Raw genomic sequence first — 21,147 nt, forward strand, 5'->3', positions numbered from 1 at the left:
CCTGATTGCCTTACTTCGTCAGTTCTACAAAATTGTTGAGTAGGGCGTGTCCATATTCTGAGCCAATTGATTCAGGATGAAATTGAACTCCAAATATCGGACGTTCGACATGTGATACGGCCATTATTTCACCGTCGTCGGTTTCTGCTTCAATTTTCAAAACATTTGGAAGTCCCTGTCGTCTAACAGACAAGGAATGATACCTCACCGCATCAAAGGTTTCAGGAATACCTTCAAACATATTCCCGTTTCCATGGGTCACAGTTGAAACTTTTCCATGTAGAATTTCTTGGGCCGAAACAACTTGCCCACCAAATGCTTCACCAATAGATTGATGTCCCAAACATACACCAAAAATCGGTAAGTTATCAGGTGCAGACTTTAGAAATTCGAGGCAAACACCAGCATCTTTGGGCGCTTTAGGACCAGGAGATAACACTACGCCATCGGGTTTTTGATTTAACAGTTCTTCAACGGTAAATTTGTCATTGCGAACTACATTCGTGTGCGCACCTAGTTCTTCAAGATAGTGAACCAAATTCCATGTAAAACTATCATAGTTATCGATCACAAGAATGTTTGGTTTTGTATCAGATTTGATGTTTTTGCTCATCTGTTTGCACCATCATATCTTGCTGCTTCTTGTGCCGCTTTCATCAGCGCATTAGCCTTATGAACAGTCTCCTGAAACTCTTTCTCAGGTTTACTGTCCATTACGACGCCCGCTCCAGCTTGGACATGAAGTTTTTTATCTTTGATTACGGCCGTTCTCAGAGCGATACATACATCCATATCGCCATTTGTTCCAAAATAACCAACGCCACCACCGTAAACACCGCGTTTGTTGGTTTCTAGCTCATTGATGATTTCCATGGCGCGAATTTTTGGGGCACCAGATACTGTACCAGCTGGAAAACCTCCCATAAGAGCGGAAACGGCATCTTGATCGTCTCGTAGTTCGCCTTCGACATTTGAGACGATATGCATGACATGAGAGTACCGCTCGATGATAAATTCTTCAGTCACGTTCACGCTGCCATATTTAGCAACCCGTCCAACATCATTTCTACCTAAATCAAGCAGCATTAAATGTTCGGCTAGTTCTTTAGGGTCTGCAAGCAGCGTTTCTTCGTTTTTCCTATCTTCTTCTGGGGTGTTTCCACGTGGAAGAGTACCAGCGATGGGGCGAATAGAAACGGTGTTGTTCCTCACGCGCACTAAGATTTCAGGACTGGACCCGATGACCTGAAACTCGCCCAAGTTAACGTAGAATAAGAAAGGAGAGGGGTTTAAGCGCCTCAAAGCACGATAGAGTGCAAAGGGAGAAGTTTCAAAATCAACCGTAAACCTTTGGCTAGGAACAACCTGAAAGATATCACCGGCAAGAATATACTCTTGCGCTTTTCTTACCATATCTTCGAAGCGCAGCTTTGTGGTGTTGGATGTGAATTCCAGAGGAGCTAAATCACGATCAATGGGGCGACTAACTCCAAGCGGTGAATCGAGTAATTCTTCGATTTCATCCAAACGCTTATCTGCTGCAACATCATCACCTTCATCTAAAGGTGTTGCCAATATGATTTCTTGCTTCACTGAATCGAAAATCAAAATAACCGTAGGACGCATCAACATCGCTTCCGGAACCTGCAATGTGTCTTCAGGTGCGGGCGGAAGCGTCTCCACATAACGGATCATATCATATCCAAGATATCCGAATGCGCCCGCTATCATTGGTGGAACATCTTCATCATCGTCAATGTCGACATGACATTCATCTATAAACCGACGGACATCTTGCATGGGATCGTCTGATTCAAATGTTACGTCATCAAAAGAACGATTTGGAGAAGTTTGCGCAAAACCCTCAGAAACACGCCACCACAAATCAGGCTTGGTTCCTATAAATGAGTAACGTCCTCTTTGTTCTCCGCCCAAGACGGATTCAAAAAGAAAAGTTCCTGCATTATTGGGATCAAGCTTGAGCATCGCAGACACGGGTGTCTCTATATCATCAAGCCTACGCCGGATTTTCAGTTTTCTAGTGGTCATCAAGTTTATCTAGTTTATTCTCCAGACATGGTCTGGATGTATTCTGTTATTGCCTTGCCGTTTTCTTCGACTTCTGACTCAGCCAAGACGGCTTCTAAAAACGCCATCTGAACGTCTGATTCCAAAGATTCTGAAATCGCTCTTTTTCCGGAGGTCGCCAGAACATCGAGCATATCAGGTTCTAAGTTTGTAATGTCCGAAAGAAACACTACAGTACGTCCACCGTCTTGTTCGTTAGCGATCGCATATTCACCTTTTTGTGTGCTGAATAGTTGGAAAGCCATAGCTCGTGTAATTTCTTCAGGGATTTCGCGGCGCGTCAGTTTGGTTTCTGACTTTACGAATAGAAGGTCATTTTCTTCCGCTGCTTGTGAAAGATCGTTTAATTCTTGAGCACGGGCTAAAACTTTGTCTGCTATGTTTTGGGCACCTTGTGAAGCTTCATACAGTTTATAAGCGCTCGTAGCTATCTCTTTAACGTCTGCTAAAGGCGGGATGAAACTCTCTTCAAGTTTGTCCAATCTTACGACGTATAGGCCATCGGCAACATCATCAAGTATATCGCTGACTTCACCATCAAAGCTAAGTTGTCTAAGCGTTTCCATAGCATCCGGTCTAAAGACCACTGAACCAAGTAGATGATTGTTCTCTGTACGCCCTTGCTGATCAATGCTGTCAAAGGACATAAGAGGCACTTGAAGAGCTTCTGCTGCTTCTTCTAAATCAAATCCGCCACCAACGAGGTCAAAAAACTCTTCCTGCTTGGTCTCGAAGATTTTCTCTGCCTCTAGAGTGGCAATTTCTGATTTGATTTGATGAGAAACGTTTTCAAACGGGGTAGGTGTACCGGCATAGACTGTTTCAACAATGACACCCGTCCAGTTTCCTTCTTCAAGCTCGTAAGCTCCAAAATGGGTTCCCTCAGCCACACCGAATGCTGTTTTTCCGTATTCTTCATCTTGAATATCTGATTGGGAAACAATTCTCGTGGTTACAATCAATTCTGAAAGTCCTGTGAGAACTTCATCAGGGTTTCCACCTGCGCCAATTTCATCAACAGCTTGTTGAACCAAGCGTCTGTTTGGAGAAGAAAACTCCTTAAGAGCGCGTGTTTCGTCTGAAGAGAATTCTTTTATTCTTAGCTCGTACTCACTTCTAAGATCTTCTTCAGCGACTTCAACGGCTCCAACAAAGTCCGACGGAGCAATTGATAAAATTGTCACTGCTTTACGCTCTGGCTGTCGGAATGAAGACTGATTGTCCTCATAGAAGGCTTGAAGTTGCTCGTCGGTTGGATCAGCAATATCACCACCAGCATCGCTAGGAATATTTACATATGAGAATTCCCGTTGCTCCGATTGAGCGGTCATCCAGACCTTTCCAAGCGCATCCGGTGTATGAAGACCTGTTGAAAGCGAGTTTACAAGATACTCTCTCGTAAAACTTTCTTTGATACCTGTTTCCAATTGTTTGACAGTCTGGCCTTGTTGGCGCGCAAATAATTGGAATGCTTCCTCATCGAATTCACCAGTTACTGCATTTTTAAAACGAGGTGCATTGGCCACCATTTCAGTGACGGCAAATCTAGTTGCTTCAATTTTTTCTTTATCCGCAAAAGACAATAAGGCTGTCTCATTCATCATTGCTTGAAGTACTTGCTGAATAATTCCTGATTGAGCAGCGTCTTGGCGAGATAAAGTTCTGCCCTCAGCCTCACGTACATTACGAAGATATGTATCAACACGTTGATCAACATCACGTTTCACAATGAAACGATCTCCAGCACTTATCATTCCGCGAGGTTCCGCAGATGAAAACATGTCTGGCAATCCCATGCCAGCTAATCCTACAATCAATAGCCCGATGACGACCAACATAAGTTTAGACCGTACCATACGGCGGACAATAGACAGCATAAGGATTATCTCCCAAAATTAAAAAGCAACGACAAAATCAATCGTGCATGAGTCTTGCAGCAGTTCAATGAGCTTGCTAGGCGAGCTATGCGTCTAACGCAAGATGTGAATTGATAAAGCCAAAAAAGACCATGTGCCAAAAAGAGCACTGTCATACAACGGGACAATAGAAATGAGCAATGCAAAATCCCTCATAGTAGGGAATTGGAAAATGAATGGTCTACGCGCAGACCTAAAAGAAATTGAAGCTGTCGCTGATAGTATTCAGCAAAATTCATTCAACGGTGATGTTGTTATTTGCCCTCCGGCGACATTGGCTGCTTTGGCTGTGGATAAAACTGTACAGAGCCCACTTAAAATTGGAGGACAAGATTGTCACGCTAAAGAAGCAGGAGCTTTTACGGGTGATATCAGTGCCGAAAAGTGGAAAGACCTTGGCGCAGAATATGTAATCGTTGGGCATTCAGAGCGACGTGAATACTACCGCGAAGATGATAAAGCAGTTCGGGCTAAGTCTGCCGCCGTGATTCGAGCTGGATTAACTCCGATTATCTGTATCGGAGAAAGCTTAGAGGAACGTAGAGCTGGCAACACACTTGCTGTTGTATCCGAACAAATTTCTGGGAGCATCCCAGAAGAAGCCAAATCTTCACCTATTGCGATAGGTTACGAACCAATCTGGGCGATTGGAACAGGCCTGACGCCTTCAATAGAAGAAATTGCTGAAGCTCACTCATTGATTCGTGCTGAGTTGGAAAAACTATTGGGTACTTCGGGTTCAACAACGCCAATTCTATATGGTGGTTCAATGAAACCCTCAAATGCAAAAGAAATTTTGGCGATTGATGATGTTGATGGTGGTCTTGTTGGTGGTGCTAGCCTCAAATCAAAGGACTTCCTGGAGATTATCGCTTCGTTTTAATTTCAAGTTTGACTGCAAAAAACTAGGTGTGTGACTTGAAAATTGCTTGTTACACACCTTTTTTTTTATAAATCGCCTTGTTAGGGCTTGGCGTAATGGCCTGAAAGTGCTTTTCAGGCGGTTTGGATTCATAGATAGGTTAGCCAACCACAATGGAAAATGCTCTTCTTGCACTCAGTTTGCTGTCTTGTATTGCTCTGATCGTGTCGGTCTTACTTCAGCGTTCTGAAGGTGGCGCGCTCGGTATGGGCGGCGGAGGAGGCGGTGGCCTTGTGTCTGGACGTGGCGCTGCTGATACACTGGTTAAAGCTACAATGTTTCTTGCAGCAGTTTTCATTGTAACCTGCTTGGCTCTTACACGCATTACCTACGAAAACTCTAAAGACAGTTCCGAAGTTACTCAGACATTGGAAGAAGCTGGAGGTTCATTGGTGGATGAAGTTTTAGGCGACACGACTGAAACTGCACCATTGGTGTCCGAACCAGCAGATCTGATTTCTGAAGCATTGTCAGCTGAAGAAACAACCACATCTGAAAATGTATCAGATGAGGCTGAATCTCAAGAAAACACTACACCAAATCCTGAAAACCAATAGTCAGTCCTTGACGCGCGCCACATTTTGGCGCGTCTATAGTTTCCCGTCATGACAAGATATATTTTCATTACCGGCGGCGTTGTTTCTTCCTTAGGGAAGGGTATCGCGTCAGCCGCCCTAGGTGCGTTGCTTCAAGCGCGCGGCTATAAAGTTCGCTTACGTAAATTAGATCCTTATTTAAACGTCGACCCCGGAACGATGTCTCCATATCAACATGGGGAAGTGTTTGTTACGGATGATGGCGCTGAGTCCGATTTGGATCTGGGCCACTATGAGCGTTTTACCGGTGTCTCTGCCGAGCAAAGCGATAACATTACGACCGGACGCATTTATCAAAATATTATCAACAAGGAGCGGCGTGGTGATTATCTCGGCGCGACTGTTCAGGTAATTCCTCATGTAACCAACGCGATCAAAGACTTTGTTCTTTCAGACGCAGGTGATGTTGATTTTGTTTTATGTGAGATTGGCGGAACGGTTGGCGATATTGAAGGTCTTCCTTTCTTTGAAGCCATAAGACAACTGAACCAAGAATTAGAACCTCTGCAGGCCGTGTTCGTGCATCTAACTTTGCTTCCTTTCATTTCTACCGCTGGTGAAATGAAAACAAAGCCGACACAGCACTCTGTAAAAGAACTACGTTCTATTGGTATTCAGCCAAATATACTTTTATGTCGCTCTGAACGTCCTATTCCTGAAGGTGAACGTAGGAAAATTGGACTCTTCTGTAATGTGCGGCAGGACAGCGTAATTGAAGCTCTAGATTCTGAGCACATTTACGAAGTTCCTTTGGATTACCATCGTCGAGGGTTAGATAAAGAAGTTCTCAAGCACTTCGGCATCAATAATGCGCCGGAGCCAGATTTATCACGATGGCATGATATTTCCGATTCGTTGAGAACTCCCGATGGCAGTGTTGAAATCGCCATCGTCGGAAAATACGTATCATTACCCGATGCATACAAGTCCCTTATAGAAGCACTCCATCATGGTGGGCTGGCAAATCAAGTAAAAGTCAAAATCAGATGGGTTCAATCTGAAGAATTTGATAGTGATGATGCTGACCTAGAAGCCAAATTAAGAGGTGCTCACGCTATTATGCTTCCTGGTGGGTTCGGTGAACGCGGAGCCACAGGTAAAATCCGCACAGCGCAATATGCTCGAGAAAAGAAAATTCCTTGCTTTGGTATTTGTTATGGAATGCAGATGGCCGTCGTTGAAGCCGCAAGGAATATGGCGCAGATAGATGGCGCAGGGACGTCTGAATTTGGTGCACCAAAAGCCAAAATTGTTGGACTGATGGAAGAGTGGACCAAAGGTAACGCAAAAGAAGTACGGTCCGAATCAACTGATTTAGGTGGAACGCTTAGACTGGGTTCTTACACGGCGCTTCTTAAAAAGGGATCACGTGTCGCTGAGATTTATGGTTCCGAATCAATTGAAGAGCGCCATCGTCACAGATATGAAGTGAATATTGATTTCAAAGAGCAATTAGAGGAGGCTGGATTGTCCTTTTCGGGCCTTTCTCCAGACGGAAAATTGCCGGAGATTGTCGAAATTCCCGATCATCCATGGTATATCGGCGTTCAATACCACCCAGAATTGAAATCTCGCCCATTTGAACCTCATCCGCTGTTTTCTTCATTCATTGGAGCAGCAAAAGTTCAAAGTAGACTTGTTTAACCCGTAACTAGGGCTTGCATTACGCCGGTTATCGGCGTAATAAGCCCGCTGATTTGGGTGGCCCCGTGCCACCTTTTCCTATTTTTTGAGGCTAAAAACATGGCTGTTCCTAAGCGGAAAACCACGCCCTCCAAACGCGGTATGCGTCGTGCACACGACCGTTTGAAAGGCGCTACATACATCGAAGACCAAGATTCAGGCGAATTGCGTCGTCCACACCACATTGACCTTAAATCAGGTATGTACCGTGGAAAACAAATTTTAGAGCCTAAAGAAGACTAACGCCGTTATAGGGGCCGCTGTTTAGCGCTCCGGCAGCGCCGAATTCAGATAGGCGGTCCCGAGTAAATCTCAAATGAGTTAAGAGGGACTGCCATGACTGAAATCGTCGATATTTTCGCGCGTGAAATTTTGGACAGCCGGGGGAACCCGACTGTTGAGGTTGATGTAACACTTGATGATGGTTCGCTAGGGCGTGCTGCAGTACCATCAGGTGCATCAACAGGTGCTTATGAGGCACACGAGTTACGTGATGGCGACAAATCTCGCTATAACGGTAAAGGTGTGCTTAAAGCCGTTGAAGCTGTAAATACAGAAATCTACGAAGAACTAATCGGTTTAGACGCTGAAGATCAGCGTCGTTTAGACCAAGCCATGATCGATCTAGATGGAACTGAAACAAAGTCCCGTCTCGGTGCGAACGCTATTCTTGGTGTATCAATGGCGACAGCGAAGGCAGCTGCGAATGCTGCGGCCCTTCCATTGTATCGCTATATTGGTGGTGCTAATGCGCACGTCCTTCCGACACCTATGATGAACATTATCAATGGTGGTGAGCACGCAGATAACCCTATCGATGTCCAAGAATTCATGATTATGCCTGTTGGCGCTCAGACATTCTCTGAAGCTCTGCGTATGGGTACAGAAGTATTCCACACATTGAAAAAAGGCTTGTCAGACGCGGGTCACAATACATCAGTTGGGGATGAGGGTGGTTTCGCACCAAACCTATCATCTACTGAAGACGCTATTTCATTCATCATGAAATCAATTGAAGCAGCTGGTTACCGCCCAGGCGAAGACTGTGCATTGGCTTTGGATGCTGCCTCTACTGAGTTTTTCAAAGACGGAAAATACGTACTTGCAGGTGAAGGAAAAACTCTAGATTCTGGCGAAATGGCTCAATACCTAACAGACTTAGTCAACAAATACCCAATCATCTCTATCGAAGATGGTATGGCAGAAGACGACTGGGATGGTTGGAAAACACTGACAGATCTTGTTGGAAATAAATGTCAGCTTGTTGGTGACGATTTATTCGTAACGAACTCTAAGCGCCTAGCTAAGGGTATCGATATGGGTGCAGCTAACTCAATTTTGGTTAAAGTCAATCAAATTGGTACGCTAACAGAAACTATGGAAGCAGTTAGCTTGGCGACTGCAAGCAGCTACACATCTGTTATGTCTCACCGCTCAGGAGAGACAGAAGATGCTACTATTGCGGACCTAGCTGTTGCGCTCAACTGTGGCCAAATCAAAACTGGTTCGCTCGCAAGGTCAGACCGGTTAGCTAAGTACAACCAACTTCTTCGCATTGAAGAAGAACTTGACGAACAAGGTGCTTATTTGGGACGCGCTACGATTCGTGCATAGTTTCGAAGTATAAGTAGACAAAAAGAACGCTCGAAACGATCAGTTTTGAGCGTTTTTTATTTTGCGCCGCAAAAAAAATGTTTAAACATTACATTAAGCTTAACACGGTACATATTGGTTAATTACACTTGAAAAGACTGATCTCCTGAATGCGTACATTCATAGTTACTTTAATTCTAAGTATAGTGCTGTGTTATCTAGCCTTTAACGCCTTATCCGGTGATCAGGGATTAGCAAGATGGACTGCTCTTCAGAAACAAGAAAAAGAATTAATCCTTGTTTTAGAGGGGATTCAACAGGAGAAATCCTTAGTAGAGGCGCGTATTCAAAGGTTAAGCCCTGAAAGTCTCGACCTAGATTATGTAGAAGAGCTTGCTCGTCGAAAACTTGCGTATGCAAGAAAAGACGAAATAATATTGAGCTTGGACGAACATTAACTTTTCCAAAATGGTCCTACCAGTTTTCATGTTTAATTTTGACGTGGTGCGACGCAGCACCAAAAATGCATAGCAGCTCTGACTGGACGTAAGGTTATCCATCTCAGTAGTCTGAACAAAATGTCATGGAGGTTCGCTTGGTCGCCGCTAACGCTACATCACCCAAAAAGGGAAAATCGAACTCGAAATCTGCTCCTTCCAATGAAGAGAAGCTGCAGTATTATCGAGACATGTTGTTGATCCGCCGTTTTGAAGAAAAAGCCGGACAATTATATGGAATGGGTCTAATCGCTGGATTTTGTCACCTATACATTGGACAGGAAGCTGTCGTTGTTGGTGTGCAAAGCGTTCTAAATGAAGGTGATCAAGTTATCACCGGATATCGCGATCATGGACATATGCTCGCCTGTGGCATGGAAGCTGACGGCGTGATGGCTGAACTTACTGGACGAGAAGGTGGATATTCTCGCGGTAAGGGTGGTTCCATGCACATGTTCTCTAAAGAGAAACATTTCTACGGTGGTCATGGTATTGTGGGAGCGCAAGTTTCTCTAGGTACTGGCCTTGCGTTTGCCAATCAGTACAAAGACAACGGAAACGTTTCTGTATCTTACTTTGGTGATGGTGCTGCTAACCAAGGACAAGTGTATGAATCCTTTAACATGGCATCTCTTTGGAAGCTTCCAGCACTATACGTGATTGAAAACAATCAATATGCGATGGGTACAGCCGTTTCCCGCGCATCAGCCGAACAAGAGCTTTACAAACGTGGTATCTCTTTTGATATCCCCGGTGAAGCCGTTGATGGAATGGATGTGTTGAAAGTTCGCGAGGCAGCGAAAAAAGCTCTAGCGCACATTCGCGCGGGCAAAGGTCCTTACATCCTAGAAATGAAGACTTACCGTTATCGTGGTCACTCCATGTCTGACCCTGCGAAATACCGTAAGCGTGAAGAGGTGGATGACATCAGATCCCACCACGACCCAATTGACGGCCTTAAGAAACTTCTGATCGACGAAAAAATTGCAACTGAAGACGATCTTAAAGCGATTGATAAAGAAGTCCGCGTCATCGTAAATAAAAGTGCTGACTTCGCCCAAACAAGCCCTGAGCCCGATCCTTCAGAGCTTTGGACAGATGTATTGAGAGAGGTGTAAGACACATGTCAGTAGAAATTCTTATGCCTGCGCTTTCTCCAACAATGGAAGAGGGCACACTCGCAAAGTGGCTGAAATCAGAGGGTGATAAAGTTGCACCCGGTGATATACTTGCCGAGATCGAAACAGATAAAGCGACTATGGAAGTGGAAGCAGTGGATGAAGGCACAATCGCCAAAATTCTTGTTTCTGAAGGTTCTGAAGGCGTAAAAGTCAACGCTGTTATCGCTATGCTTGCCGAAGATGGTGAAGACTTAAATGCCGTAGCATCAGCCGGACCTAGCGCTGCGCCAGCACCAACAAGTGTTGAAGCTTCTGAAGCAGCACCTGTTGCCGATGTAAATGTTGGCCACAACATGCCGCCAGCAGCTGATGTATTATCAGATCCAGATATTCCAGAAGGTACAGACTTCACAACGACTACTGTTCGTGACGCACTTCGTGACGCTATGGCCGAAGAAATGCGCCGTGACGAAACAGTCTTCGTGATGGGTGAGGAAGTAGCTCAATACCAAGGTGCTTACAAAGTAACACGTGAGTTGCTTCAGGAGTTTGGTGATCGTCGTGTCGTTGATACGCCGATTACTGAACACGGTTTCGCTGGTCTTGGTGTTGGTGCTGCGTATGCCGACCTTAAGCCGATTGTTGAATTTATGACGTTCAACTTCGCCATGCAGGCAATCGACCACATCATCAACTCTGCAGCTAAGACATTGTATATGTCTGGTGGCCAAATGGGTTGTTCGATTGTATTTCGTGGACCAAACGGTGCCGCTTCACGTGTGGGTGCACAACACTCTCATGACTACGCGACATGGTATGGGAATGTGCCGGGTCTTAAAGTGATCGCACCATATGATGCAGCAGATGCTAAAGGTCTTCTCAAGGCCGCTATCCGTGACCCAAACCCAGTAGTCTTCCTAGAGCACGAACTTCTTTATGGTGAAAGCTTTGAAGTACCTGACATGGATGATTTTGTTCTTCCAATCGGTAAAGCTAAAGTACGCCGTGAAGGTACAGATGTAACACTCGTTGCGCTTTCTCGCATGGTTGGATACGCTTTAGAGGCTGCCGACATTCTTGCTCAAGAGGGCATTAGTGCTGAAGTGATCGACCTTCGTTCTGTTCGTCCACTCGACAAAGAAACAGTTATCGAAAGCGTTAAGAAAACCAACCGCGTCGTTGCATGTGAAGAAGGTTGGGGAACATATGGGATCGGTGCTGAAATCGCCGCTATATGTGTAGACGAAGCATTTGATTATCTCGATGCTCCTCCAGCTCGCGTTCACCAAAAAGATGTTCCTTTACCATATGCTGGTAACTTGGAAGCACTATCTCTGCCTAACACGAATGACATCGTGGAAGCTGCAAAAAAGGTTTGCTACTCCAAATAAGAATGGAGACAGCAAGGTAACACAAATGAAAAGGTTGGCGCGCCATTATGGCAGCGCCGCCTGACCATAAGGGAACAGCCTAGATGCCTATTAACATCACCATGCCAGCACTATCTCCTACGATGGAAGAAGGCACACTTGCGAAATGGCTAGTTAAGCCGGGCGACGCTGTCGGTCCTGGCGATGTCATCGCTGAAATAGAAACCGATAAAGCTACAATGGAAGTTGAAGCTGTTGATGAAGGCCGCATCGCCAAGATCTTTGTAGATGAAGGTTCTGAAGGCGTAAAAGTAAATTCCGTCATCGCCGTTCTCGCAGAAGAAGGTGAGGATTTAGATGCAATTGAAGCGCCTGCTGCTGCACCTGCGCCGACTAAGGTTGAAGCTAAGGTCGAAGCAGAGGCTCCAGCTGCGGCCAATACTCCAGCCGCACCTGCTGCGACACCCGTAACACAAACACCGTCTGCACCCGCAGCTGCCGCGTCAAATGGAAGCCGAGTATTTGCGTCTCCGCTTGCCAAACGGATAGCTGCTGAAAAAGGTCTAGATCTTTCGACAATCCAAGGTACGGGCCCTCGTGGGCGTATCGTAAAAGCTGATGTTATTAATGCTAAGCCAGGGGCGTCGAAAGCAACTGCCAGCGCTGCATCACCAGATGGCTTGATAATGCCACAAGTACTGGATGACCGTGTATACGCTCCAGACAGTTATGAATTAAAACCGCTTGATGGAATGTCCAAGACTGTTGCACGTCGCTTAACAGAAAGCTTCATGCAAATTCCTCACTTCCCATTGAATGTGGACATTAAGCTGGACAAGCTTCTGTCAGCTCGCAAAGCAATCAATGAGGCCGCACCTGAAGGCGTGAAGATTTCAGTCAATGACTTCTTGATCAAGGCCTCTGCAATGGCTCTGATGGCTGAACCAGACTGTAACGCGAGTTACACAGATAATGGTTTCGCTTACCACAATTCAGCGCACATCTCTGTTGCTGTTGCAATCGATGGCGGTCTAATTACACCTGTTATACGTGATGCTCAGACCAAAGGTTTGGCTCAAATATCAGCTGAGATGAAAGATCTTGCAAAGCGTGCACGTGAACGCAAATTGGCTCCGCAGGAATATATGGGCGGAACATTCTCGATATCTAACCTTGGAATGTTTGGCATTAAGTCATTTGCATCAATCATTAACCCACCAGAGGGAATGATTATGTCTGTGGGTGCTGGAGAGAAACGACCAGTTGTCGGTTCAGATGGCCAGTTAACAGCTGCAAACATCATGACTGTAACGCTTACATGTGATCACCGCGTAATTGGTGGAGCAGAAGGCGCGAAATGGCTTCAAGCGTTTAAGAAATATGTAGAGGCACCTGAATCCATGCTGCTCTAAGCAGCATGGCACTTTCTGGTAACCAATCAACATAAAGGAGCGACCCCGTGGCGGACGCAAAAAATCAATTTGATCTAATCGTTGTTGGCTCCGGCCCAGGTGGATATGCAACTGCTATCCGTGGCGCTCAACTTGGTATGAAAACAGCTATTGTAGAGCGTGATAAGCTCGGTGGTATCTGTCTGAACTGGGGGTGTATTCCTACTAAAGCGCTGCTTCGAACATCTGAAGTATTTCATTTGATGGAAAATGCCGAAGCATTCGGTCTCGGTAAAGTGAAACCGGTTGCACACATCGAAAAAATCGTTGAGCGCTCTCGTGGTGTTTCAAAACAAATGGAAAATGGCATCGGCTTCTTGATGAAGAAGCACAAAATTACTGTGATCCAAGGAACTGCAAAATTACAAGCAGGTAAGCCTGCACCGAAGGTTGTCGTAACTGGCGGCGCAGGTGAGGGTACTTACACTGCTAAACACGTTATAATGGCTACAGGTGCGCGTGCACGTGCCATTCCTCAAGCAGGGCTGGTTCCTGACGGTGACCGTATATGGTCCTATCGTGAAGCATTGGTACCTAATGAAGTACCGAAGAAGCTTCTCGTTATTGGATCCGGTGCGATCGGGATTGAGTTTGCTAGCTTCTACAATACGTTAGGCTCTGAGACGACCGTGATCGAAGCATTAGATCGTATTCTACCAGTTGAAGACGCTGAAATCTCCGGTTTCGTTGATAAACAACTTTCAAAACAGGGAATGAATTTGATCAAATCAGCTCAAGTTCAAAACCTGACTAAAGGCAAGAATAACGTTACTGCTGAAGTAAAACTCAAAGATGGTAAAGTTGAAAAAATTACCGCTGATGTCGTCATCGTAGCAGTAGGTATTGTCGGAAACTTTGAAGACACAGGGCTTGCTGAAGTCGGTGCCAAGATTGACCGTACACACGTCACTGTGGATGGGTTCGGCCGTACGGGTGTGCCTGGGCTTTACGCTATCGGTGATTTAACAGGTCCACCATGGCTTGCTCACAAAGCAACTCACGAAGGCATTGTTTGTGTTGAGAAAATTGCCGGGCAAAACCCGCACGAATTTAAAACAGACAATATTGCTGGATGTACTTACTGTCATCCACAAGTCGCCTCTGTTGGTTTGACAGAAGCTGCTGCTAAAGAAAAAGGCCACAAAGTTAAAGTTGGTCGTTTCCCGTTCATTGGTAATGGTAAAGCTGTTGCTTTAGGTGAACCAGAAGGCATCATCAAAACTGTATTTGATGAAAAAACAGGTGAGCTATTAGGTGCGCACATGGCTGGTGCTGAAGTAACGGAGCTTATTCAAGGTTTTGTAATTGCTCGCCAAGGCGAACTTACCGAAGCAGAAATCATGGAAACAATCTTCCCGCACCCAACTCTTTCAGAAATGATGCATGAAAGTACATTGGATGCTTATGATCGAGCCATCCATATATAGAACTGATTTTTAATTGAAATTTTTAAAGGCGGCATTTTATATGTCGCCTTTTTTATTTTCGATATTAGCCCAATGTCTAGTTCACAAGCGTAAGGTTTTAGGTCTTCATAGGAGATGTAAAATACATAATAGAGAATTACCCGTGAGGAAATTGATATGAGCGCTCAAGAACAGATTTTTCCAGTTCCAGAAGAATTCGCTGAGTCTGCGCTGATTGATGAAGCAAAGTATCTTGAAATGTATCAGGCATCAGTGGACGATCCTGAAACCTTTTGGAGAGAACATGGTCAACGTCTTACCTGGTCTAAGCCATACACTCAGGTAAAGGATGTGTCCTGGGACAAAGACGATTTGCATGTGAAATGGTTCGCTGATGGCGAATTAAACGTGTCCGTCAATTGTATTGACCGCCACCTAGAGAACAATGCAAACAAAGTTGCAATCATTTGGGAGGGCGACGACCCGAACGATTCTGAAGTCATTACATACGCTCAACTTCATCGCCGAGTATGCCGTTTCGCTAACGTACTGAAGTCACTCGGAGTACGTAAAGGCGATCGCGTTACAATATACCTACCAATGATCCCTGAAGCAGCATACGCAATGTTAGCGTGCGCTAGGATCGGAGCAATACATTCTATTGTTTTTGCTGGATTTTCGTCAGAAGCATTAGCTGGGCGCATCAATGATTGTAGCAGCCGTTTTGTGATAACAGCTGATGAAGGTCGACGAGGCGGCCGCACTGTTCCGCTGAAAAAGAATGTAGATGAAGCCGTAAAGCATGCTCTAGGTGTTGAGAAAATTTTAGTTATCGAAAACACAGGTACCCAAGTAAATATGAAGGGTGGCCGCGATATCTGGTGGCACGAAGCAGCAACTGGTGTTGATGATTTTTGTGAACCTGAGCCCATGAAGGCCGAGGACCCGTTGTTCATTCTCTATACTTCAGGGTCCACCGGGCAGCCGAAGGGGGTATTACACACGACTGGAGGTTATCTAGTTTGGGCGTCAATGACGCACGAGTATGTTTTTGATTGTAAATCCAATGATATATACTGGTGTACGGCAGATGTAGGGTGGGTAACCGGACACAGCTATATTGTGTATGGTCCACTAGCCAACGGAACCACAACTTTGATGTTTGAAGGTGTGCCGACCTATCCCGATGCCTCGAGGTTTTGGAATGTCGTTGACAAGCATCATGTAAACATATTCTACACAGCCCCCACCGCAATTAGAGCGTTGATGGGACAGGGAGATGATTTCGTTAAAAAGACCTCTCGAAAATCATTGCGTTTATTGGGCTCTGTTGGTGAGCCAATAAATCCAGAGGCATGGACATGGTATCATGAAACGGTTGGAGATAGTCGCTGTCCTATCGTGGATACTTGGTGGCAGACCGAAACTGGTGGTGTCATGATTTCTCCACTGCCTGGAGCGACAGCACTAAAACCGGGCTCAGCCACCCGACCACTTTTTGGTATTCAACCGCAACTAGTTGATGCTGAAGGTGTTGTCTTAGAAGGCGCGACTGAAGGCAATTTGGTTATTACAGACTCTTGGCCTGGTCAGATGAGAACAGTCTATGGTGATCACCAACGCTTTATTGATACTTATTTCTCAGCGTATCCAGGTAAGTATTTTACCGGAGATGGCTGTCGTAGAGATGAGGATGGCTATTATTGGATTACAGGTCGCGTAGATGACGTAATCAACGTTTCTGGTCACCGCATGGGAACTGCAGAAGTTGAGAGTGCACTCGTTGCCCACGACTCTGTCTCAGAGGCTGCTGTTGTTGGTTATCCGCATGATGTTAAAGGCCAGGGAATATACGCCTATGTAACATTGTCAGTCGGTATTGAAAGTTCTGATGAATTGCGGGCGGATCTCATTAAATGGGTAAGGACGGAGATCGGTCCGATTGCATCTCCTGACAAAATCCAATTTGCACCTGGGCTACCCAAAACACGTTCAGGAAAAATTATGAGACGCATTCTTCGTAAAATTGCCGAAGATGAGTTTTCCAATCTTGGGGACACTTCGACATTGGCGGAACCTGAAGTGGTTGATGACCTGATTGAAAATAGGCAAAATCGCCAATAGACGGATATTGTAATTAAGGCCTTAGCTATATTTCTAGCTAGGGTCTTTTTACTTACAAAGGTTTATCTTCGGAATCCAAAATACGATTAGCGGCACCATCGGGGTCATCATATTGATCATTTTTCATCGACCACATGAAGGCGAACAAGCCCAATGCCCCCATAAATAGGGCCGTTGGAACTAGATAGACTAAGCTACTCATGGCGAATTTCCCGTTATTTTCGATCCAAGTTCAATCGAAGTGCATTCAGTGTCACGATAAGTGAGGATCCTGACATCGCTATTGCAGCAAATAAAGGTGTCACAAACCCTAATACAGCAAAAGGAATTGCAACCATATTGTAAAGAGCAGCGAATCCAAAATTCTCAAGCATCCTAGATTTAGATTGTCTACATGTGTCGATTATATCAGAAATAACGCCGATATTCTCTCCAGAATATACGCCATCGCCGGCAGCACGGCTTATATCGACCGCTCCGCCTGGAGTGAGAGAAGCATGTGCATTTGCCAGAGCACCTGCATCATTGAGACCATCACCAATCATTAGTACTTTTTTGCCTTCGGCATCTAATTGGGCAATACGTGCGGCTTTATCAACTGGAGAAACACTGGCTGTGTAAACTGAGATACCAGCTGCATCAGCAAAATTTTGTACTTTATCCGGTGCATCCCCGGATAGTATTTCACAATCTATATCGCGTGATGAAAGTTCTTTGGCTATTTGCAAAGCTCCTTCCATTTCAGACTCGTTAAATTCGAAAGCGATAGGATTTTTATCACCAATTTTGAAATACAGACAATTGGCAGAGGCATCACCTGTATCTTCACCTAAAATCCATTTTGCAGACCCAAGTCTTGCTGCTTGACCGTTCACTAGTCCTTTAACACCCGCACCAGAAACTTCTTCAATATCCTCTGCGACTTCACCAGCCCCCACAGCGTCTACCAACGCGCGAGAATAGGGGTGTCGGCTGCCTCTCGCGAGTTTTGCTGCATTCTCAAGAACAATAGGATCGATACCTTTAGTGGCCAAAGACGCTTCAGGTTTTGTTAGAGTGCCTGTTTTATCAAAGATAACGTGATCACACGCTGCTATTCGTTCTAAAGCATCCCCCGATTTCAAATAAACACTTCGACGAAAGAGTTTTCCAACAGCAACAACCTGAACAACAGGTGCAGCGAGGGCCAAAGCGCATGGGCATGTAATAATCAAAACCGCAATAGCTACGAAAATCGCGTTTTTGATATCTCCATTATATAAAACCCAACCGATAAAAGCAGATGCTGCCACTGTGTGAACTATTGGAACATAAAGTTTAGCAGCTTTGTCGGCGATTTGACGGTATGTTGATCTTTTTTGTTCACCAGTTTCTAGAAGTTTCGAGACTTCAGCGAGCATAGAGTCGTCAGCGCTAGCCAGTACTTTTGCTGTAATTGCCTGAGAAAGATTGATCGTTCCAGCGTATATTTTTTGTCCGATTGAAGACGTTATTGGAGTACTTTCTCCAGTGACCATATGAGTATCTAGATCACTGTTTCCCGTGAGTATTTCTGCGTCTACAGCAAATCTTTCTCCTGCTGCTATTTGAATAATATCTCCTTGAACCAAGGAAGACGCTTTTACGGATTCAGCTACGTTATTGGATTTAATTTTAGTTACTGAAACGGCCTGCATCAACGCTAGATCGCGTGCAGCAGATTGAGCCTCTCTCTGCAACTTTGCATCTAGAAACCGTCCTATCAGCAAAAAGAATAACAACATCACTGCCGCATCAAAATAGGTATGTTCTCCATGATGAATCGTTTCGAATATACTCATCCCAATTGCCAAGCATACGGCTAGCGAAATTGGAACATCCATATTCACATGGCCTGAGCGTATCGCTGTCAAAGCAGACTCAAAGAAGGGGCGACCAGAGAACATAACGACGGGAATTGCTATACAAGCGGATATCCAATGAAGAAATTCGCGAGTAACCGAATTCATTTCACCGACGCCGGCCCACACCGATACGGACAAAAGCATGACATTGGCGGTCGCAAATCCAGCAACGGCCATCGCCATCAATAGCTGTTTTTCCCTTTTGGAATGCTGCTCTTTAGCTTCATCCGGATCAAATGGAGTTGCACCATACCCCAGAGATTTTAGCTTGAGCAATATATCCGTAGGATCTAGAGTTTTAGAGGTCCAACTGGCTCTTAGCCGTCCAGTTGTCAGATTCATACGAACAGTATCTACACCATCAATGGCCGATACATTGTTCTCAATTTTAGAGAGGCATCCACCGCATTTTGCGCCTCTTACCAATACGTCTAACGTGTACTCGTTATTTTTCTTTTTAACGAAAGCAGATGGATCAATCTGAAAACGAATAGGATCTGATTGAGCTGGTGCTAGCCCTGAAGGACATCCATTAGGTTTTATAGATTGCTCAACAACTCCACTGGCGGTGCTCATTGGATTTGTATTTCTTTTTGGGCAAGGAGTGTTTCACCGCTAGTCGACAGAACTTTGATGTTTGCTGTCCAACGGCCTTTTTCAAAGTCTGAGAGAGAGTAGGAGAATTCTCCTGTTGAAGTTTCTGATAGTTCAAAAGTCTCTATTCTATGCTCATCAGAATGTTGGTTTAATTCAGCGGTTATCACTACATCGGTGAGTGGATTGCCAGAACCATCGCTAACTCTAGTCACAAGTTCATTGGAAACCACACCAATTTCCGCCGACCAGCCCAACTGTTGCTGGAGTTCTTTTTGCTTAAGGACAGAGTTGTATTTCAATCCTTGCATATAAGATTTCTTTGTAATTTCACCAGGGAAACTCGTAATCGCTTTTGAAAGGAAAATACCATTCACGACAAAAATGACGCCGAAGAAAGCAAGAAACATAAATAGTACATGTTTGCCTGATAATTTCCGTTCACTTTTTTGAATATCTTCCATTATTCATCTTCCTTAGGCATTGCAAAGAATACACGATTGGATTGCTGATCATTGGTTTCAACGTCCACGGCATCAATGACTAGACGTTTTCCAGATTTTTTATCAGCAGAAGCAGGAACAGTTACTAGAACTCTGAATCTATCGACATGTTCCGCTGACATGATCACAGTGTCATCTCCAGCCTCATTTCCAATAATCTTTACATCGACATCATCAATTCCTGAAACAGACAGACGTACTTCTCTGTCTTTGCCTCGTTTATTTACAAGTTTAACCGAATAACCATTTCGCACATCACCATTGGATAGCTCAACAAAAGGAGGAGCTCTGTCTTTAATGACATTAAGCTCAAAGGTACTACGAGTTGATAGTCCATAAACCATCAAACACCCGATAAACACGATGAGTAGTGCATAAATTATAACACGAGGGCGCAGTAGTTTATAAATCGGTTTTATACCATCAGCTCGCGCTTGGACATTCTTTGTGGTGTCGTATCCAATTAATCCTGTAGGACGCTCGACACGTTTCATAATGTCATCACAAGCATCAATACAAAGTGCACAATGGATACACTCAAGCTGATCACCGTGCCTAATATCTATTCCTACAGGGCAGGCAACCACACAAGCATTGCAATCAATACAATCTCCGCGATCGTCCCAACTTGTTCCTTTTTTATGCTTTCCACGTGGTTCACCACGATCCCAACGATAGGTAACATTTAGTGCATCTTCATCAGTCAAAGCAGCTTGAATACGAGGCCACGGACAAAGATATGTACAAACCTGCTCACGCATTGTTCCAGCTAAGGCATATGTTGTGAAAGTGAGTATCCCAGCAAAAACATAAGCGCTGACATCGGCGTGGCCTGTAAAGAAGTTGGAAAACAGAGAGGGCGCGTCATGGTAGTACATAATCAAAGCACCACCCGTTGCGAATGAAATCAGCAACCAGACAATGTGTTTTCCTACTTTCCGCCATGCCTTATTGAAGCTTAGCGGGGCGCGATCAAGCCTGATCCTAGCGTTTCGATCGCCTTCAAATATTCTCTCAACAGCAATGAAGAGGTCAGTCCAAACTGTTTGCGGGCATGCATATCCACACCATACCCGTCCAAATAGAGATGTTACAAGAAATAGGGCTAGTGCTGAAAGTATCAGTAATCCGGTTATATAGTATATTTCTTGGGGCCATATTTCTAAAAAAAAGAAATAGAAACGGCCACCGGCGAAATCAGCTAGTACAGCCTGATCTGGCGCGTTAGGACCGCGATCCCAACGCAACCAAGGCAAAATGTAATAAACAGCCAGAGCAAATATCAAAACTAACCATTTTACGGTTCTGAAATTTCCTGAAACCAACTTGGGATAAATTGGTTCACGAGCCTTATATAACGCACTATGACCCGGAGGAGGTGTTTTGATATCTTCTTGCAT

18 protein-coding genes are annotated in these 21,147 nt (G+C 44.8%); 11 read left to right on the forward strand and 7 right to left on the reverse strand.

Annotation, left to right across the window (positions count from 1 at the left end; all coding sequences use genetic code 11):
• Window positions 1-10 precede the first annotated feature (10 nt).
• Genes F551_RS0107695 through F551_RS0107705 form a run of 3 tightly spaced genes read right to left on the reverse strand, consistent with a single transcriptional unit; the run spans window position 11 to window position 3,965 of the window.
• Entirely contained in the window at window positions 11-613 is a 603-nt protein-coding gene (locus F551_RS0107695) for an anthranilate synthase component II (RefSeq protein ID WP_018996920.1), read from the reverse strand.
• Window positions 610-2,049, reverse strand: coding sequence for an anthranilate synthase component I (trpE, locus tag F551_RS0107700; protein WP_026296719.1), 1,440 nt, complete (start codon window positions 2,047-2,049; stop codon window positions 610-612). The genes F551_RS0107695 and trpE overlap by 4 nt, the downstream gene beginning before the upstream one ends.
• 14 nt (window positions 2,050-2,063) lie before the next feature.
• On the reverse strand, window positions 2,064-3,965 hold the full coding sequence (locus tag F551_RS0107705) for a peptidylprolyl isomerase (RefSeq protein WP_018996922.1): 1,902 nt from the start codon (window positions 3,963-3,965) through the stop codon (window positions 2,064-2,066).
• Window positions 3,966-4,137: 172 nt separating this feature from the next.
• On the opposite strand from F551_RS0107705, the gene tpiA reads away from it, so the two are divergent.
• From tpiA to acs, 11 genes are all read left to right on the forward strand, one after another.
• A complete protein-coding gene (tpiA, locus tag F551_RS0107710; RefSeq protein WP_033404703.1) occupies window positions 4,138-4,887 on the forward strand; it encodes a triose-phosphate isomerase in 750 nt (249 codons plus the stop codon).
• Window positions 4,888-5,039: 152 nt separating this feature from the next.
• Complete coding sequence (gene secG / locus F551_RS0107715; protein WP_018996924.1) at window positions 5,040-5,483, forward strand: preprotein translocase subunit SecG; 444 nt, start codon at window positions 5,040-5,042, stop codon at window positions 5,481-5,483.
• Window positions 5,484-5,531: 48 nt separating this feature from the next.
• Window positions 5,532-7,166 (forward strand): CTP synthase, encoded by a 1,635-nt coding sequence (locus F551_RS0107720; protein WP_018996925.1) that lies wholly within the window; start codon window positions 5,532-5,534, stop codon window positions 7,164-7,166.
• A gap of 99 nt (window positions 7,167-7,265) precedes the next feature.
• Window positions 7,266-7,448, forward strand: coding sequence for a 50S ribosomal protein L32 (gene rpmF / locus F551_RS0107730; protein ID WP_018996927.1), 183 nt, complete (start codon window positions 7,266-7,268; stop codon window positions 7,446-7,448).
• 93 nt (window positions 7,449-7,541) lie between these two features.
• Window positions 7,542-8,819, forward strand: coding sequence for a phosphopyruvate hydratase (eno, locus tag F551_RS0107735; RefSeq protein ID WP_018996928.1), 1,278 nt, complete (start codon window positions 7,542-7,544; stop codon window positions 8,817-8,819).
• Window positions 8,820-8,968: 149 nt separating this feature from the next.
• Window positions 8,969-9,256, forward strand: coding sequence for an FtsB family cell division protein (locus F551_RS0107740; protein WP_018996929.1), 288 nt, complete (start codon window positions 8,969-8,971; stop codon window positions 9,254-9,256).
• Between the two features lie 125 nt (window positions 9,257-9,381).
• The gene (pdhA, locus tag F551_RS0107745; protein ID WP_018996930.1) at window positions 9,382-10,413 is read left to right on the forward strand and encodes a pyruvate dehydrogenase (acetyl-transferring) E1 component subunit alpha; all 1,032 of its coding nucleotides are present in this window, start codon (window positions 9,382-9,384) and stop codon (window positions 10,411-10,413) included.
• Window positions 10,414-10,418: 5 nt separating this feature from the next.
• On the forward strand, window positions 10,419-11,807 hold the full coding sequence (locus F551_RS0107750) for a pyruvate dehydrogenase complex E1 component subunit beta (RefSeq protein ID WP_018996931.1): 1,389 nt from the start codon (window positions 10,419-10,421) through the stop codon (window positions 11,805-11,807).
• 83 nt (window positions 11,808-11,890) lie between these two features.
• Complete coding sequence (locus F551_RS0107755) at window positions 11,891-13,198, forward strand: pyruvate dehydrogenase complex dihydrolipoamide acetyltransferase (RefSeq protein WP_018996932.1); 1,308 nt, start codon at window positions 11,891-11,893, stop codon at window positions 13,196-13,198.
• A 47-nt stretch (window positions 13,199-13,245) separates the two neighbouring features.
• Window positions 13,246-14,664 (forward strand): dihydrolipoyl dehydrogenase, encoded by a 1,419-nt coding sequence (gene lpdA, locus F551_RS0107760; RefSeq protein WP_018996933.1) that lies wholly within the window; start codon window positions 13,246-13,248, stop codon window positions 14,662-14,664.
• A gap of 156 nt (window positions 14,665-14,820) precedes the next feature.
• On the forward strand, window positions 14,821-16,767 hold the full coding sequence (acs, locus tag F551_RS0107765) for an acetate--CoA ligase (RefSeq protein WP_018996934.1): 1,947 nt from the start codon (window positions 14,821-14,823) through the stop codon (window positions 16,765-16,767).
• Between the two features lie 52 nt (window positions 16,768-16,819).
• On the opposite strand, the gene ccoS is transcribed toward acs, so the two are convergent.
• The 4 genes from ccoS to ccoG are packed head-to-tail and all read right to left on the reverse strand — an operon-like array spanning window position 16,820 to window position 21,147.
• Window positions 16,820-16,969 carry a cbb3-type cytochrome oxidase assembly protein CcoS gene (ccoS, locus tag F551_RS0107770; RefSeq protein WP_026296721.1) on the reverse strand — a complete coding sequence of 50 codons (150 nt, stop codon included), beginning with the start codon at window positions 16,967-16,969 and terminating at the stop codon, window positions 16,820-16,822.
• Between the two features lie 13 nt (window positions 16,970-16,982).
• A complete protein-coding gene (locus F551_RS0107775; RefSeq protein WP_018996936.1) occupies window positions 16,983-19,226 on the reverse strand; it encodes a heavy metal translocating P-type ATPase in 2,244 nt (747 codons plus the stop codon).
• Entirely contained in the window at window positions 19,223-19,708 is a 486-nt protein-coding gene (locus F551_RS17140) for a FixH family protein (protein ID WP_018996937.1), read from the reverse strand. The genes F551_RS0107775 and F551_RS17140 overlap by 4 nt, the downstream gene beginning before the upstream one ends.
• On the reverse strand, window positions 19,708-21,147 hold the full coding sequence (gene ccoG, locus F551_RS0107785) for a cytochrome c oxidase accessory protein CcoG (RefSeq protein WP_018996938.1): 1,440 nt from the start codon (window positions 21,145-21,147) through the stop codon (window positions 19,708-19,710). The genes F551_RS17140 and ccoG overlap by 1 nt, the downstream gene beginning before the upstream one ends.

It is taken from the genome of Hirschia maritima DSM 19733, assembly GCF_000378345.1.
GTDB lineage: Bacteria > Pseudomonadota > Alphaproteobacteria > Caulobacterales > Hyphomonadaceae > Hirschia > Hirschia maritima.

Coding starts and splice junctions, on each gene's coding strand:
- F551_RS0107705 (WP_018996922.1), bottom strand. CDS start 3,965: ATGCTGTCTATTGTCCGCCGTATGGTACGGTCTAAACTTATGTTGGTC.
- acs (WP_018996934.1), top strand. CDS start 14,821: ATGAGCGCTCAAGAACAGATTTTTCCAGTTCCAGAAGAATTCGCTGAG.
- F551_RS0107775 (WP_018996936.1), bottom strand. CDS start 19,226: ATGAGCACCGCCAGTGGAGTTGTTGAGCAATCTATAAAACCTAATGGA.
- ccoG (WP_018996938.1), bottom strand. CDS start 21,147: ATGCAAGAAGATATCAAAACACCTCCTCCGGGTCATAGTGCGTTATAT.
- F551_RS0107720 (WP_018996925.1), top strand. CDS start 5,532: ATGACAAGATATATTTTCATTACCGGCGGCGTTGTTTCTTCCTTAGGG.
- F551_RS0107755 (WP_018996932.1), top strand. CDS start 11,891: ATGCCTATTAACATCACCATGCCAGCACTATCTCCTACGATGGAAGAA.
- eno (WP_018996928.1), top strand. CDS start 7,542: ATGACTGAAATCGTCGATATTTTCGCGCGTGAAATTTTGGACAGCCGG.
- pdhA (WP_018996930.1), top strand. CDS start 9,382: ATGGAGGTTCGCTTGGTCGCCGCTAACGCTACATCACCCAAAAAGGGA.
- tpiA (WP_033404703.1), top strand. CDS start 4,138: ATGAGCAATGCAAAATCCCTCATAGTAGGGAATTGGAAAATGAATGGT.
- F551_RS17140 (WP_018996937.1), bottom strand. CDS start 19,708: ATGGAAGATATTCAAAAAAGTGAACGGAAATTATCAGGCAAACATGTA.
- F551_RS0107695 (WP_018996920.1), bottom strand. CDS start 613: ATGAGCAAAAACATCAAATCTGATACAAAACCAAACATTCTTGTGATC.
- F551_RS0107740 (WP_018996929.1), top strand. CDS start 8,969: ATGCGTACATTCATAGTTACTTTAATTCTAAGTATAGTGCTGTGTTAT.
- secG (WP_018996924.1), top strand. CDS start 5,040: ATGGAAAATGCTCTTCTTGCACTCAGTTTGCTGTCTTGTATTGCTCTG.
- trpE (WP_026296719.1), bottom strand. CDS start 2,049: ATGACCACTAGAAAACTGAAAATCCGGCGTAGGCTTGATGATATAGAG.
- ccoS (WP_026296721.1), bottom strand. CDS start 16,969: ATGAGTAGCTTAGTCTATCTAGTTCCAACGGCCCTATTTATGGGGGCA.
- F551_RS0107750 (WP_018996931.1), top strand. CDS start 10,419: ATGTCAGTAGAAATTCTTATGCCTGCGCTTTCTCCAACAATGGAAGAG.
- rpmF (WP_018996927.1), top strand. CDS start 7,266: ATGGCTGTTCCTAAGCGGAAAACCACGCCCTCCAAACGCGGTATGCGT.